15 protein-coding genes are annotated in these 15,143 nt (G+C 38.5%); 9 read left to right on the top strand and 6 right to left on the bottom strand.

All coding sequences use genetic code 11. The features are described 5' to 3' along the window. Nucleotides 1-14: 14 nt before the first annotated feature. The 3 genes from rimO (at nucleotide 15) to CRO15_RS19315 (ending at nucleotide 3,524) form a co-directional block, all read left to right on the top strand. A complete protein-coding gene (rimO, locus tag CRO15_RS19325; protein WP_097047497.1) occupies nucleotides 15-1,322 on the top strand; it encodes a 30S ribosomal protein S12 methylthiotransferase RimO in 1,308 nt (435 codons plus the stop codon). 97 nt (nucleotides 1,323-1,419) lie between these two features. Beyond that, nucleotides 1,420-1,902 carry a DoxX family membrane protein gene (locus tag CRO15_RS19320; RefSeq protein ID WP_097047496.1) on the top strand — a complete coding sequence of 161 codons (483 nt, stop codon included), beginning with the start codon at nucleotides 1,420-1,422 and terminating at the stop codon, nucleotides 1,900-1,902. A gap of 2 nt (nucleotides 1,903-1,904) precedes the next feature. Next, on the top strand, nucleotides 1,905-3,524 hold the full coding sequence (locus tag CRO15_RS19315) for a Gfo/Idh/MocA family protein (RefSeq protein ID WP_097047495.1): 1,620 nt from the start codon (nucleotides 1,905-1,907) through the stop codon (nucleotides 3,522-3,524). 7 nt (nucleotides 3,525-3,531) lie between these two features. Here CRO15_RS19315 and CRO15_RS19310 read toward each other — a convergent pair whose 3' ends face one another. From CRO15_RS19310 to CRO15_RS19300, 3 genes are read right to left on the bottom strand one after another with little or no spacing between them, the layout of a single operon-like run. After that, complete coding sequence (locus CRO15_RS19310; protein ID WP_097047494.1) at nucleotides 3,532-4,044, bottom strand: SRPBCC family protein; 513 nt, start codon at nucleotides 4,042-4,044, stop codon at nucleotides 3,532-3,534. Continuing rightward, entirely contained in the window at nucleotides 4,041-5,180 is a 1,140-nt protein-coding gene (locus tag CRO15_RS19305) for a serine hydrolase (protein WP_097047493.1), read from the bottom strand. Before CRO15_RS19305 ends, CRO15_RS19310 begins: the two co-directional genes overlap by 4 nt. Nucleotides 5,181-5,213: 33 nt before the next feature. Next, nucleotides 5,214-5,471 (bottom strand): hypothetical protein, encoded by a 258-nt coding sequence (locus CRO15_RS19300; protein ID WP_097047492.1) that lies wholly within the window; start codon nucleotides 5,469-5,471, stop codon nucleotides 5,214-5,216. A 69-nt stretch (nucleotides 5,472-5,540) separates the two neighbouring features. Between CRO15_RS19300 and CRO15_RS19295 the strand changes: the two genes are divergently transcribed. From CRO15_RS19295 to CRO15_RS19270, 6 genes are all read left to right on the top strand, one after another. Beyond that, nucleotides 5,541-6,470, top strand: a complete 930-nt coding sequence (locus CRO15_RS19295) for a peptidylprolyl isomerase (protein WP_097047491.1) — start codon at nucleotides 5,541-5,543, stop codon at nucleotides 6,468-6,470. Continuing rightward, nucleotides 6,457-7,860, top strand: a complete 1,404-nt coding sequence (locus tag CRO15_RS19290) for a peptidylprolyl isomerase (protein ID WP_243397028.1) — start codon at nucleotides 6,457-6,459, stop codon at nucleotides 7,858-7,860. Before CRO15_RS19295 ends, CRO15_RS19290 begins: the two co-directional genes overlap by 14 nt. A 4-nt stretch (nucleotides 7,861-7,864) precedes the next feature. Further along, entirely contained in the window at nucleotides 7,865-8,818 is a 954-nt protein-coding gene (locus CRO15_RS19285; protein ID WP_097047489.1) for an AAA family ATPase, read from the top strand. Between the two features lie 99 nt (nucleotides 8,819-8,917). Then, on the top strand, nucleotides 8,918-11,188 hold the full coding sequence (locus tag CRO15_RS19280) for an aconitate hydratase (RefSeq protein WP_097047488.1): 2,271 nt from the start codon (nucleotides 8,918-8,920) through the stop codon (nucleotides 11,186-11,188). A gap of 77 nt (nucleotides 11,189-11,265) precedes the next feature. Next, nucleotides 11,266-11,826 (top strand): TlpA family protein disulfide reductase, encoded by a 561-nt coding sequence (locus CRO15_RS19275; RefSeq protein ID WP_097047540.1) that lies wholly within the window; start codon nucleotides 11,266-11,268, stop codon nucleotides 11,824-11,826. 4 nt (nucleotides 11,827-11,830) lie between these two features. Next, on the top strand, nucleotides 11,831-12,391 hold the full coding sequence (locus tag CRO15_RS19270) for a TlpA family protein disulfide reductase (protein ID WP_097047487.1): 561 nt from the start codon (nucleotides 11,831-11,833) through the stop codon (nucleotides 12,389-12,391). Between the two features lie 2 nt (nucleotides 12,392-12,393). On the opposite strand, the gene CRO15_RS19265 is transcribed toward CRO15_RS19270, so the two are convergent. The 3 genes from CRO15_RS19265 to CRO15_RS19255 are packed head-to-tail and all read right to left on the bottom strand — an operon-like array spanning nucleotide 12,394 to nucleotide 15,142. Next, a complete protein-coding gene (locus CRO15_RS19265; RefSeq protein ID WP_097047486.1) occupies nucleotides 12,394-12,843 on the bottom strand; it encodes a sterol desaturase family protein in 450 nt (149 codons plus the stop codon). Beyond that, nucleotides 12,844-13,683, bottom strand: a complete 840-nt coding sequence (locus tag CRO15_RS19260; RefSeq protein WP_097047485.1) for a phytoene/squalene synthase family protein — start codon at nucleotides 13,681-13,683, stop codon at nucleotides 12,844-12,846. It abuts the gene before it with no gap. Nucleotides 13,684-13,687: 4 nt separating this feature from the next. Beyond that, nucleotides 13,688-15,142 carry a phytoene desaturase family protein gene (locus CRO15_RS19255; protein ID WP_097047484.1) on the bottom strand — a complete coding sequence of 485 codons (1,455 nt, stop codon included), beginning with the start codon at nucleotides 15,140-15,142 and terminating at the stop codon, nucleotides 13,688-13,690. Nucleotide 15,143: the final 1 nt, after the last annotated feature.

The following is a 15,143-nucleotide window of genomic DNA, read 5'->3' as shown; positions in this document are numbered from 1 at the left end:
CATTTACAGGAATTATGCGCACAAAATCCCTTAAGAAGAACAAAATCAATGTGGTTACACTTGGCTGTAGTAAAAATGTCTACGATTCTGAGGTGCTCATGGGTCAATTAAAGGCCAATAACAAAGAAGTGGTACATGAGGAAGAGGGCAACGTGGTGGTCATCAATACCTGTGGATTTATAGCAAATGCCAAGGAGGAAAGTGTCAACACTATTTTGGAATATGTTCAAAAAAAGGAAGCCGGAGATGTGGACAAGGTTTTTGTGACAGGTTGCCTTAGCGAACGGTACAAACCGGATTTGGAAAAGGAAATCCCTAATGTGGATGAATATTTTGGGACCAGCGATCTTCCAAACCTTTTGAAAGCTTTGGGAGCTGATTACAAACATGAATTAATTGGGGAACGATTGACCACAACCCCAAAAAACTATGCCTATTTAAAAATAGCAGAGGGTTGTGACAGGCCCTGCTCTTTTTGTGCCATTCCCTTAATGCGCGGTAAGCATAAAAGCAAACCTATTGAAGAGTTAGTAGAAGAATCAGCAAAGCTGGCTGCCAAAGGAGTAAAGGAATTGATCCTAATTGCTCAAGACTTGACCTATTATGGATTGGACCTGTATAAAAAAAGAAATCTGGCCGAATTGCTTCAAGCTTTGGTAAAGGTAGAAGGTATAGAATGGATTCGTTTGCACTACGCATTTCCTACGGGTTTTCCAATGGATGTTTTGGAAGTGATGAAAAACGAACCAAAGATTTGCAATTATATCGATATTCCACTTCAACATATTGCCGACCCCATTTTAAAAAGTATGAGAAGGGGTACCACAAAAGAAAAAACAACGAAGTTGCTGCAGGATTTTAGAGTAGCTGTCCCCAAAATGGCTATTCGGACCACCTTGATCGTTGGATACCCGGGTGAAACAGAAGAAGACTTTAAAATCTTAAAAAATTGGGTTGCAGCCATGCGTTTTGAGCGTTTGGGATGCTTTACCTACAGCCATGAAGAAAATACCCATGCCTATTCCTTGGAGGATGATGTCCCTGAAGAAATAAAACAGCAACGGGCCAATGAGATTATGGAACTGCAGTCCCAAATTTCATGGGAACTCAACCAAGAAAAAATAGGTAAGACCTTTAAATGTATTGTTGATCGCAAGGAAGGCAACCATTTTGTGGCCAGAACAGAGTTTGATTCTCCTGATGTGGATAATGAAGTACTCATTGATGCCACCAAACATTACGTAAAAGTTGGTGGTTTTGTTGATATTGAGATTACCGATGCCTCCGATTTTGATCTTTATGGTATACCAAGCCAATCCTAGCAGGCTCGTGAAGACATATTTTTGATAAATGTCATAATACTTTTTTTGAGTTTGTTGTAGATTTGATAGGTTCAATACTAATCAAAAACACCAAATTATGGTCACCACAGCTCACGACCGTAGGGTCAAAATCAGCATTACACTTTTGCGAATCTTGATTGGATGGCACTTTTTATACGAAGGTATTGTTAAATTGTACAATCCAGAATGGACTTCGTTCGGATACCTTGCCTCTGCCCAAGGACCTTTCAAATCCATTTTTCATTCCTTAACATCTCCTTCATTGATAGATTGGGTGGATACCATGAATGTTACAGCTCTATTGGTAGTAGGGATTACCTTCATTCTTGGAATTTTTGAAAAAAAAGGTGCCTTGGTCGGTATCGGTCTATTGAGTCTTTATTACCTGGCCCATCCGTCATTACCAGGAGTGCAACAAATCAATGTAGAAGGCAATTACTGGTTGGTGAACAAAAATCTAATTGAATTGGCAGCCTGTATTTTAATTTATAACTATCCAACTGCCCACTTTTTTGGGCTGGGTCATTTTAGAAAAGGACAATTAACCAAAACACAATAGCAATGAACTGGACTAGAAGAGATTTATTGAAAGGTTTAGGGGGACTTCCCATTTTGGGTGCTGTCTGGTGGGCCGGTGCAGCTTCAGTGGTCAACCGTAAAAAGAAAAGATCGGAGATTTTAAATCAATTGAACATAAGTCCATCTTTGCCTCCAGCTATCCCTGGAATTGACGGTAACCCGGTTAGGATTGGAATAATTGGTTTTGGGATCAGAGGAGAGCAACTCTGCCGATCATTGGGCTTTGCCACGGACGAATGGAAAGAGGAAATGAGATTGGCGGAGGAAGAAGACCCAAACAATAAAGTATTGGAAGACTTTTTGGCTCAAGACAGACTCAATGTGAATTTGGCAGGAATCTGCGATGTTTTTGATGTTAGGGCAGAGAAAGCCCTTAGATCATTTTCGACACCAGAAAATAAAATTAAGCGGTTTACCACTTATAAAGAAATGATTCATAGTGGGGAAATTGATGCGGTGGTTATTGCTACACCAGATCATTGGCATGCACCAATGGCCATTGAGGCATTAAACAACAATGTGCATGTTTATGTGGAAAAACCCATGACGCATACGGTTGAAGAAACCTATCGCTTGAAGGAAGCAGCCCAGGCATCTAAAGCTACTTTGCAGGTTGGGCACCAGCATAGACAAACTTTGAGTTTTAGAACGGCCAGAGATATTGTGGAAAAAGGTACGTTGGGCCATGTTTCCTTGATACAGACCAATACCAATAGAAACGATGATAACGGAGCATGGAATTATGATATTCATGAACAAGCCAGTGCTCAGACCATTGACTGGGAACAGTTTTTAGGGTCGGCTCCTAAAATTCCATTTAACAAAAACCATTTTTTTAGATGGCGCAAATGGTGGGCCTATGGTTCAGGACTTTCAGGCGACCTACTAACGCATGATTACGACCGATTGAACTGTGTGCTTAATATGGGCATCCCAGATGCCGTATCTGCATCCGGAGGTATTTATACCCATAATGACGGTAGGAACGTACCCGACGTACTTCAGGTAAATATGGAATTTCCTAGATTTTCAACAGGTAGCAGTCAATCCAAAGGAAAAGAAAAAGGAATGACGTTCTGTTATAGTGCTTCTCTTGGAAATTCATTTGGCAGACCAACCATTTTAATGGGACATGATGCCACCATGGAATTGGGCAACAAACTTACAATTTGGCCTGATACTGCATCTACCAGATATGCCGATATGTTGGAAGCGGAAAAAATGAAGCCGCATATTCCGATTTATCAGTACAATCCTGCTGCTAATGTTCCAGATGCCATATCATCGGCGACTTCGCAATATTTTGCCGATAAAGGCCTTATGTGGACTTATATTGACGGAGTTCGGGTAGATTCAACCTTTTTGCACATGCGGGAGTGGTTAAGTGTTATCAAAAATGGCGGTAAGGTAAGTTGCGGAATCAAAGAAGGTTTCGAGGAAGTAATATCTGCCCACATGGCTGGATTGTCTTGGAAATTGGGAAGAAGAATTGAATGGGATTCTGAAAATGAGATACTCAAACCTATAGAAGGGGTGAATTTTGATGAGGTTTTGCTTTTTAATGGAAAATGGGAAGCACCTAACAAGATTTTGGAAGGATAAGGATTTGCTACATATTCACAAACTCGTAACCGGATAGGGGAATATTTCTTAAATCGAATTCGGTTTCGTTGAGCAATATTCCATGTTCCAAATATGCTTTTAGGTTGGCCAACCAAAATGTCCAGCCATTGCTGCAGCCATGATGAATACTTAATTTGCTTTCTTCATCTATTGGAATTTCATACTGTTTTAACGTAAGCAAAACGGCTTTGTCGTAATCCTCTAAGGATACAGAAACCTTGCTATCTGCGAAGGAAATTTCCAAAAAATCAGTTCCATTGGCCTTCAGGACTTTTCCAATCTCCTTGCTGTCCCAGTTGTGCCATTTCCAAGTATAGGCATCCCCTGGCTGAATGTTTTCATCAATGGCCCGTTTCTCTCCTGAAGCGGAATTGTAGTCCGCCTCACTCAAAAACCACGAAGTTATTCCTTCAGAGGTTCCCCAAGACCAGTACAACTTTTCCACAGAGGCCTTGATATAGATTTTTTTTGTGAAACAATCAAAAGTCAGTTTGCTCATCGCTTATGGTTTAATTCATAATTGTACAATTCCCTGCCCAATTGTGCCAAAAAAGGTATTCCAATTTCATCATATTCATAGGCATTGTCATTAAAGATACCATCTTTGTTGACCAAAAGAGTAGCTGTGACCATAAAATCTATATTGTTCAATTCATCATTAATATAGGCACAATCAGTTAGTGTTCCATAGGCATAACCTACTTTATTGTAGATTTTAATATGTTCAGGTATGGGTTCCGAAGAATCACCGAACATTAAAAACTTTACGTAGCTATCATAATAGATTTCACTATCATAACCCAAATCTTTAGGAAGGGCATGCATGGTCTTGAGTAAAAACTTATGTTGCGCTGGGCTTAAGTTAAATCGTTGCTCCTCTGGAAAAGCTTCTGGGAAAATAATTTTTTTTAAAAGAGCATGTTGGGCTTCAATGGGATAATAATTTTTTAATGAAAAATCGAAAGGATCATGGTAAAGTGAATCATCAGCATAAAAACCTTTGCCTTTTAAGGTTTTGTTCAATTCTATAGGAGTGGGAAAACCATTCATAATAGGAACACCGGTAACCGTTGTGGAATCGTTCAAATATATAATCAAGGGTTTGGTGGTTACTTCATCAGCATTTAGAGTAGATAGACGATGTGCAATACGGATGGGTCCAACCCCTTTGGATTTCATACGATTGTTTAGGTCATCTTGACCTAAAAATTCAATCAACCTGTTGTTGGCGGCATTATCCGAGACTGCAAATATTTCAGAAATGGCTTTAGTAAAACTGGTTTCTATAGAATCTCCTTCAATATAAAAAGGGGTGCCCATAGCAAGAGAATCTATTTCATTGAGTTTTTCCAACGCGGCAACCGCTGCGGGAAACTTGACAGTACTGGCAGGATAAAAATAATTATCCTTATCTACCTGAAATTCAAAATCCGTAAACTGGATGGTATCATTTTTCCTATCAATTCGTGTATACAATATTTGAACTTCATGTTGCTCCAAGCTATCCATGACTATTTTTATCATAGAATTTTCAGAAGCAAGAATCTCATCTAAAGGATTTGTATTTTTTACCTCACTGCAAGAAAAGGCCAAAAAGGACAGTATTATAATAAGTACGGCAAATTTGTTCGGCATGTAATATATTTAGTTATTATTTATAGAAGTTATTTAAGTATCATCCAAATAAACTTCACCTCTATGTGGTTTAAGAATATCTCGGACTTCGCCCATTTCAAACTCTGCTACCACCATATAGGTAATACTATGAGTTTCACTGAAATGCTTTACTCCGGTAATGTCAAATTTTAGCTCCTCAATTACAATAAACTCTTCTAAGTGTTTTTGATAGTGTTGAGCGGTGTTGGCTGCACCGGGTCCACGAAAATCCCATATCATCTTTATTCTGCGGTCCAAGATTTTTTTCATGTTGGTTTGGTTGTGGTTGCACTAATGTAATAAATTTCACAGTTTAAGGAACATGATAAAAATCTGTTAATGAGAAAGCAACCTGCTTGCGTGCCATTATGTAATTGTTATTTTTGCGGAATGTTTTTCCCTAAAATAAATATTGCCTCTATCTTTTGTGCAATCGTGGTTTTTACTCTTTCCTCATGTAGTTCTCTATTTAAGGAAAAAGAGGAAAAAGAACCTTTGGCAAGGGTGGGAGACACTTTTTTGTATAAAGAAGATATATCTTCTCTAATTAGGGAAGATATGTCTGCAGAGGATAGCACACTCTTTGTTACAGATTATATAAACAATTGGGCATCAAAACAGTTGTTGTTGTCCAAGTCAAAGATTAACCTTCCTGAAGAAAAACTCGCAGAGTTTGATCGCTTGGTTTCTGATTACAGGGCAGACCTCTATACAAGAGCCTATGTAGAAGCATTGGTGCTCAAGGCTCAAGACACAGCGGTGACCACCTCACAGCTTAGGCAATACTACGAAAAAGAAAAAGAGAACTTTAAACTTAATGAAAAGCTGGTGCAATTACGGTTTGTTGGATTACCTGCCCAGTTTTTGGATAAGGGAGGAGTGATAACCAAAATGAAGAATTGGGAGGTAGAGGACAAGAATTATTTAGATTCCATTGCCGTACAGTTTAAAAAAATTCACTTTAACGATTCCATTTGGGTAAGTGCATCAAGGGTTAAACAAGAAATACCACTGCTTACATCACTCAATGAGGAGAAGTACTTAAAAAAATCACAATTTTTTGAATTGGAAGATTCCTTAGGGGTATATTTGGGAAAGGTGACCGATGTTCTAGAAGTTAATGATACCGCACCATTTGAATATATTTCACCAGACATAAGACAACTGATATTGAACAGGAGAAGACTGGATTACATAAGAAAGTTGGAAACGGAAATCATTGATGAAGCAATTAAGAAGAATGAATTTGAGGTTTATGAAAAAGAATAAAATAGTATTTGCAATAACTTTTATTTTGGCACTTGGCTATGTGAGCGCGCAAGATGCCGATGAAAGTCTAATTACAAAGAGGGATACCACAAGCTCAACCACGAAGATAAAACTAGATGGCATTGCGGCGGTAATTGGGGATTATGTAATCTTGGATTCTGATGTGGACAAGACATTGATCGATTTAAAAAGCCAGGGAGCATCTACTCAAGATATAACAAAATGTGGTCTTTTGGGCAAACTGATGGAGGATCGTTTATATGCCCACCAGGCGGTACAAGATAGTTTATTGGTTTCTGATGACGAGGTAAATGCCCAGAGCGATCGGCAAATCCAACAACTGGTGGCACAAGTTGGCTCTATGGAAAAAGTGCTGAAGTTTTACAAAAAGAAAGATGTTGAAAGTTTCAGAACCGAGCTTTTTGAAATCAACAAACTTCGTATGCTTTCTGAAAAAATGCAATCAAAAATTGTAGAGGAAATTGAGGTTACACCGGAAGAAGTTCGTCAGTTCTTTAATAAGATACCAGAAGACCAGCGACCTGTTTTTGGTGCTGAACTAGAGATTGCACAAATTGTAAAACAACCTACCGCTCCAGAAGAGGAAAAGCAAAAGGTAATAGACAGATTAAAGCAAATAAAAGAGGATGTTGAGGATAACGATGCAAGCTTTAATGTAAAGGCAATACTATATTCACAGGATCCAGGGTCAAAATCCAAAGGCGGGTTTTACAGTATGACCAGGGAGACACAGTTTGTGAAAGAGTTTAAAGATGTGGCATTCAGTTTACAAGAGGGTGAGATTTCAGAGCCCTTTGAAACAGATTTTGGGTACCATATTATTTATATCGAAAAAATTAGAGGGCAAGAGTTGGATTTACGCCATATTCTATTAATTCCAGAAATTCCGCAAGAAGCAATGGATGTAGCAGTAAAAGAGTTGGACTCTATCCGTCAACATATCTTGGATGGGAAATATACATTTGGGGATGCCGCATTAAATTTTTCAGATGAGAAAGAGACAAAATTTGATGGTGGTATTCTGCGTAACCCTATTAACTTTGGTTCCCGTTTTGAACTGACTAATATGGACCCAACATTATACAATCAGGTAAGAAATATAAAGGATGGTGAAATAACCAAACCACTTAGGGAAGACAACCCAAGAGGTGGAGCTCCTAAGTTCAAGATTATGAAAATCTCCAACAGATATGATGAGCACAAAGCAGATTTTGCCAAAGATTATATGAAAATTCAAGAATTGGCACTTCGGGAAAAGCAGTTCAAGGCCATTAAAGATTGGATGGAAGAGCATATCGAAGACACCTATATACACGTCAATGCCGGAAATAGAGGTTGCGATTTTGCTAACAACTGGGTAAAGGAATAAATGCATGTCGGACGTTGTTGCCATTGAAAATCTTGTTAAAAAACATCAAGCATTAAAAAATGAAATTGCCAAGATCATAATTGGTCAAGAGCAAGTAATTGAGCAAATCCTACTTTCCATATATACAGGAGGACATTCTTTGCTGATTGGTGTTCCCGGCCTTGCAAAAACGTTGATGGTCAATACCATTGCGCAAACTTTGGGGCTCAATTTCAAAAGGATTCAGTTTACACCAGATTTAATGCCCAGTGATATTTTGGGAAGCGAAGTGTTGGACCAAAACAGAAACTTTAAATTCATCAAGGGTCCCGTTTTTGCCAATATTATTTTGGCGGATGAGATCAACAGGACTCCTCCCAAAACGCAGGCAGCACTTTTGGAAGCCATGCAAGAGAGAGCTGTAACAATTGCCGGTGAACAACATAAATTGGATATGCCCTATTTTGTGTTAGCTACACAAAATCCAATAGAACAAGAAGGAACCTATCCGTTACCTGAGGCTCAGTTAGATCGTTTTATGTTCGCAATTGAACTAAAATATCCATCTATAGCTGAAGAGATTCAAGTTGTGAAGTCTACCACAACTGATGAGGAAGCAGAGGTAGGAACATTGTTCAATGCAGAAGAAATTATAGCAGTGCAACATTTGGTTCGTAGAATACCAGTACCGGACAATGTAATTGACTATGCGGTCAAATTGGTCAATAAAACTCGACCTGGCACTGAGAACTCGTCAGAATTTGTAAACAATTATGTAGATTGGGGAGCAGGACCAAGAGCTTCACAGAATTTGGTATTGGGGGCAAAGGCCCATGCAGCTGTGCATGGTAAGTTTTCACCAGATATTGAAGATGTAAAAGCTGTTTCCATGGGAATTCTTCGACATAGAATTCTAAAAAACTATAAAGCCGAGGCAGAAGGCGTTTCTGAAGAAAAAATCATTTCAGAATTGTTATAAATACAAAATCTCCCCGACTTATTTGCCAAATTCTAATTACTAAATCGAAGGTATTTTAGTAAATTAGCCAAATTACAAAAATCTTAAATCCAATCTAGAATGGCATTTGACATTGACATGATAAAAGGGGTTTATGCCTCTATGGGTGAGCGCATAGAAAAAGCCCGTGAGCTTGTGGGAAAACCTTTGACACTCGCTGAAAAAATATTGTATTCACACCTTTGGGAAGGTACACCTTCCACACAATTTTCAAGAGGTAAGGACTATGTGGACTTTGCCCCAGACAGAGTAGCTTGTCAAGATGCCACTGCGCAGATGGCATTATTGCAATTTATGCATGCCGGAAAACCAAAAGTAGCTGTGCCTACAACGGTACATTGCGATCATTTAATTCAGGCTAAAATAGATGCAAAGACCGATTTAAAAAGAGCTAACGAAACCAGTAATGAAGTTTTTAACTTCTTGGAATCGGTTTCTAACAAATATGGTATTGGTTTTTGGAAGCCGGGAGCAGGAATTATTCATCAGGTGGTACTTGAAAATTATGCATTTCCGGGAGGAATGATGATTGGTACGGATTCCCATACGGTAAATGCTGGCGGATTAGGAATGGTTGCCATTGGAGTTGGTGGTGCGGATGCTGTTGATGTAATGGCTGGAATGGCTTGGGAATTGAAATTCCCTAAGTTAATAGGGGTTAAATTAACTGGAAAACTTTCTGGCTGGACAGCACCAAAAGATGTTATTTTAAAAGTGGCCGACATCCTTACTGCCAAAGGAGGAACCGGAGCTATCATTGAATATTTTGGAGAAGGCGCAACTTCAATGTCCTGCACAGGGAAAGGTACTATTTGTAATATGGGTGCTGAAGTGGGTGCAACTACATCTACTTTCGGATATGACGAATCCATGGATCGTTACTTAAGAGCTACTGACAGAGCAGATGTTGCTGATGCGGCCCTGGAAGTTAAAGAACATTTAACGGGAGACGGAGAAGTCTATGCCAATCCAGAACAATACTTTGATCAAGTAATTGAAATCAATTTGGACACCTTGGAGCCTCATTTAAATGGTCCTTTTACACCAGACCTGGCAACTCCAATCTCTAAAATGAGTGAAGCTGCCAAGGCAAACGATTGGCCTATCAATGTAGAGGTAGGATTGATTGGTTCATGCACCAACTCTTCTTATGAAGATATTTCAAGAGCGGCATCTTTGGCCAAGCAAGTTTCAGATAAAAACTTAAAAACAAAATCTAAGTTTACCATAACACCGGGATCCGAGCAAGTGAGGTATACTATTGACAGAGATGGATTTATAGATACGTTTAACTCCATTGGAGCAACGGTTTTTGCCAATGCTTGTGGACCTTGTATAGGAATGTGGGACCGTTATGGCGATAAGGCGGCTGATGGACCACGAAACACTATTGTTCACTCCTTCAACAGAAACTTTGCTAAACGAGCCGATGGAAACCCCAATACTCTTGCTTTTGTGGGATCACCGGAGTTAGTAACTGCCATAGCCATTGCCGGGCGTTTGGATTTTAATCCTGTCACCGATAAATTAATCAATGAAGATGGCGAGGAAGTAATGTTGGATGAACCAAGAGGATATGAATTGCCACCAGAAGGTTTTGCTGTGGAAGATGCTGGATTTATAGCTCCTATGGAAGATGGAAGCGGCGTTCAGGTTGTTGTTTCCCCAACTTCTGAAAGATTACAGCTTCTAGAGCCATTTGTTCCTATTGCTGCAGAGAGCCTTCAAGGCGTTAAATTGTTGATTAAGCCACTTGGAAAATGTACTACGGATCATATTTCCATGGCTGGTCCTTGGTTAAGATATCGTGGACACTTGGACAATATTGCAAATAACACCCTAATCGGTGCGGTCAATGCTTTTAACAATCAAACCAATTTTGTTAAAAACCAGTTGACAGGTGAATATGGAGCAGTACCGGATGCGCAACGTGCCTACAAAAAGGAAGGAATCAAAACCATTGTGGTAGGAGATCATAACTATGGCGAAGGTTCTTCAAGAGAGCATGCGGCAATGCAGCCAAGGCATTTGGGTGTAGCAGCAGTATTGGTGAAATCTTTTGCAAGAATCCATGAAACCAACCTGAAAAAGCAGGGAATGTTGGCATTGACCTTTGCCAATGAGAATGATTATGATCTAATTCAAGAAGACGACACATTTAACTTTGTGGATATCACGGATTTTGCACCTGGAAAACCATTGACCTTGGAAGTTGTTCACTCGGATGGAAGTACGGATACCATTATGGTCAATCATACCTACAATGCATCCCAGATTGAGTGGTTTAAAGAAGGATCAGCATTGAATGTGATTAAAAAAGAGAATGCCTAAATAAATCTATTTTTAGATAATTAAGAAAACTCCTGATATTGTTTCAGGAGTTTTTTAGTTTTGACCAAATTCAAAAAATGAAAATCGGTAAAAAGACCATAGTAAACATTGCACTGATTCTTTTTGTGCTATCATTTTTTTTAACCCCAATGGGACATTATGGTAAGGTTATATTGAACCGGTTATTCTCCTTTTCTCCACCAATTATTGAAGAAGCTCAACGAGAAAGGATTACAGATTACGATTGGAAGTTAAAGGATGCCGATTGGAAGTTTTTTAATTTTGAAAAATCTAAAGGCAATGTAGTTTTCATTAATCTCTGGGCTTCATGGAAGTTGCCCAGTGAGGCAGAACTTGTGAGTATCCAGGAAATGTACAATAGATATAATGGCAAAATGGACTTTTATATCATCACTAATGAGAACAGGCCACCGGTTGAGGAATTCATGGCAAAACATGGTTTCACGTTTCCGGTTACTTATTTGATCATTGGTGAAAAAACACCGATTAATCCTGATGAAGTGCCTTCTTCATACCTTATTGACAAAAAAGGCAATATTGCTATCTATAAAAGAAAGATTGCTGATTGGAGTACGACCAAGGTTTACAACTTGTTGGATAAACTGATTGCTGAATAATTAAATGAGACTTTCTAAAAATCAAATTAGCAATGTCCTTTGGATATTGGCCATTGTTTTAATCGTATTCACCCCAGTTGGATTTCATTTAAAGGTTTTTATTGGAAAGTTTTTTGCTGCAAGCGCTGTAATTGTTGAAGCTGATGAGCAGAAAATTCTTGAAGATTATGATTGGAAGTTGGTAAGTTTGAATGGCAACCAAATGGACTTTCAATCAAGTAAGGGAGAAGTGCTTCTGGTCAATTTTTGGGCTACATGGTGCCCACCTTGTGTAGCTGAACTTCCAAGCTTAGAAAAATTGTATGCTGATTATGGGGACAAGGTGAAATTTGTATTGGTGACTAATGAACAACCTGAAAAAGTTTCTCATTTCGTTCAGAAAAAAAGTTATACGGTTCCCATATATTTTGAAAGATCTTCAACCCCCGATATGTTTTTTTCCAAAAGCATACCAGCTACGTATATCATAAGTAAATCGGGAAAGATAGTAGTGGATGAAAAGGGTGCAGCAAATTGGAATTCAAAAAGTACTAGAAACCTTTTAGATAAACTCTTACAGGAATAGCCTTATTTCTTGAAGTATTTGAAGGGTACTACTAACATCCCAAAACACTCACCTTCTTTTTTTTCCAAGTGTTTATGATGCATTTTATGCGCTCTCCTTACGCCTCGGGCATACCAATTATTTGCATTACGAAAAAGCTTAAACCGTTGGTGAATGAAAATATCGTGTACTAAAAAATAGGCGATACCATAGGCCAAAATACCAAAACCCAAGGGCCACCCATACCAGAATGCAGTTTCCGCACCTGAATAGAAGCAAATCATGCTTACTATGGCATAAAAAATAAAGAAGGCATCGTTTCGTTCAAACCATGAGTCATGGTCTTTTTTATGGTGGTCTCTATGTAGGCTCCACAGAAAACCATGCATAACATATTTGTGGGTAAACCATGCCATAAATTCCATAACCGAAAAGGTGGCAAGAAATATGAGAATCCAAACAAAAACCTTCATCTAGAGCAATTGTAGTTTATAATTCACGTACGATTCAGCCAAAAGTCCGAATTTTTGATAATTGGGAACACGAATACGGGTATTTTTTATTTCCACAGGTGGTGTGCTTTGCAGTTTTTGAAGCAATTTTTTATAGTATTTATATGCGGTATACACTCCGAACTTGGCTGCTTCCGGTAGTTTCACAATTCCTGAGTAACCCAGTGCAAAGTCCGATTTAATCTCGTCTACAATCCGTTTTTTGGAAACCTCGTCCAACTCCATCAAATTGGTATTAGGGAAATAAGAACGGTTTAAATCTTCATAATCAGCTTTCAGGTCACGAAGAAAATTTACTTTTTGAAAGGCAGACCCCAATGCCATTGCTGATTCTTTTAACTCTTCATACTTTTTTTTGTCGCCATTTACAAAGACATAGAGGCACATTAACCCAACCACATCTGCTGATCCATAGATGTATTCTTTGTATTCATCAATGGTGTTATATTCTTTTTTGGAGAGGTCCATGCGCATACTTTTCATAAAAGCCTCAACCAGATGATGGGGAATATCGTATTTGTGATAGGTATATTGAAAAGAGTTAAGTATTGGGTTCAAGCTAATTTTACTGGTCAGGGCATTCTCCAAAGATTGTTCAAAATTTGCAAACAACTTTTCTTTGTCATAATCGTGAAAAGTGTCCACAATTTCATCTGCAAAGCGGACAAAACCATAAATATTGTAAATGTCCTTTCTTATGGAAGTTGCCAACATTTTGGTGGCTAGAGCAAATGATGTACTGTAAGATTCTGTTACAATTTTACTGCAATCGTAAGAGACGCGATCAAAAATAGTTTTCATAGGCTTACGTTTTTTGGGTTATAAGGTCGGAAACCAACCTTCCGGAAATTAAGGATGGCGGAACTCCTGGCCCCGGAACAGTGAGTTGACCTGTAAAAAACAAATTTTTTACTTTGCTACTTTTGAGGTTGGGTCTTAAAAAGGCGGTTTGCTTAAGTGTATTTGCCATGCCATAAGCATTGCCTTTATATGAATTGTATTGTTCAATAAAATCGTTAACACAAAAGCTCTCCTTAAAGATAATAGAATTTTTCACATCTTGTTTTGTGCGTTTATTGAATCTATCTATTACAATATCAAAGTATTGAGCTCTTAGTTCTGGAGTGTCGTTTAGCCCTGGAGCAATGGGAATTAGAAAAAAACCAGTCTCACAATCTTTGGGTGCCATCGAGAAATCTGTTTTAGAAGGGAAATTTGCATAAAACAATGGCTCGCTAGGCCACTTGGGACTATCATAAATTTCTTGGGCGTGTTTTTCAAAATCAGTATCAAAGAAAAGGTTGTGGTGCTCTACGTTTTTTAATTTTTTATTGAAACCAACATAGAAGAGCAGGGAGGATGGAGCGTATGTTTTCCTATCCCAATAAGCTTCAGAATACTGTCTATGCTTTTTCTCCAATAAGGTTTCGGAATGATGATAATCTGCACCACTGACCACAATATCCGCATTATAACTTTTGTTAGTACTCTGTATTCCGGATACCTTTCCATTAGCAACCAGAATTTTATCCACTGCGCTATTGGTATTGATTTTTACTCCTAATTCTTCCGCAAGATTCTTCATGGCTTTAATGATTTCGTACATACCTCCTTTTGGATGCCATGTACCCAATCCAAAATCTGCGAAATTCATGAAATTATAGAATGAAGGAGTTTTACTGGGTTTGGCTCCCAAAAAAAGAACAGGAAACTCCAAAGTGGAAATCAATTTTGGATTTTTGAACCTTTTGCGCACTTCTTGGCTTATGGTTTTAAAGAATTGATCAACCCTAAATACAGTCTCTTTGGTAACAAGTTCTAGAGGGGAGAGGCCTGGCTTCAAAACAACCTTGTTAATGGCAATGTTATAGTTCTCTTGAGCTTTGTCAATAAAAGCTTTTAAATGTTTCCCACTTCCTGATTCTATGCGTTCAAATTCTGCACTTATCTTGTCCATACAATCGCCAATGGTCATTATATCATCCTTAAAAAAAATCTTGTAGGCAGGATCTAACTTATCTAACCGGTAATAATCAGAGGTTTTTTTTTCAAAATCGGCGAAGAACTTATCAAAGATGTCAGGCATCCAGTACCAGCTAGGACCAATATCAAAAGTAAAACCATTCCTTGTCAATTGTCTAGCCCTTCCACCAACACTATTATTCTTTTCAAACAACTCCACTTGATATCCAGCTTTTGCCAAATAGCATGCAGCTGATAGTGACGAAAACCCAGAACCAATGATAATGACTTTTTTCATG

It is taken from the genome of Flagellimonas pacifica, assembly GCF_900215465.1.
GTDB classification, from domain to species: Bacteria; Bacteroidota; Bacteroidia; order Flavobacteriales; family Flavobacteriaceae; genus Flagellimonas; species Flagellimonas pacifica.
The sequence above is the reverse complement of the archived record's forward strand: the minus strand, read 5'-3'. Positions and strand labels throughout refer to the sequence as shown.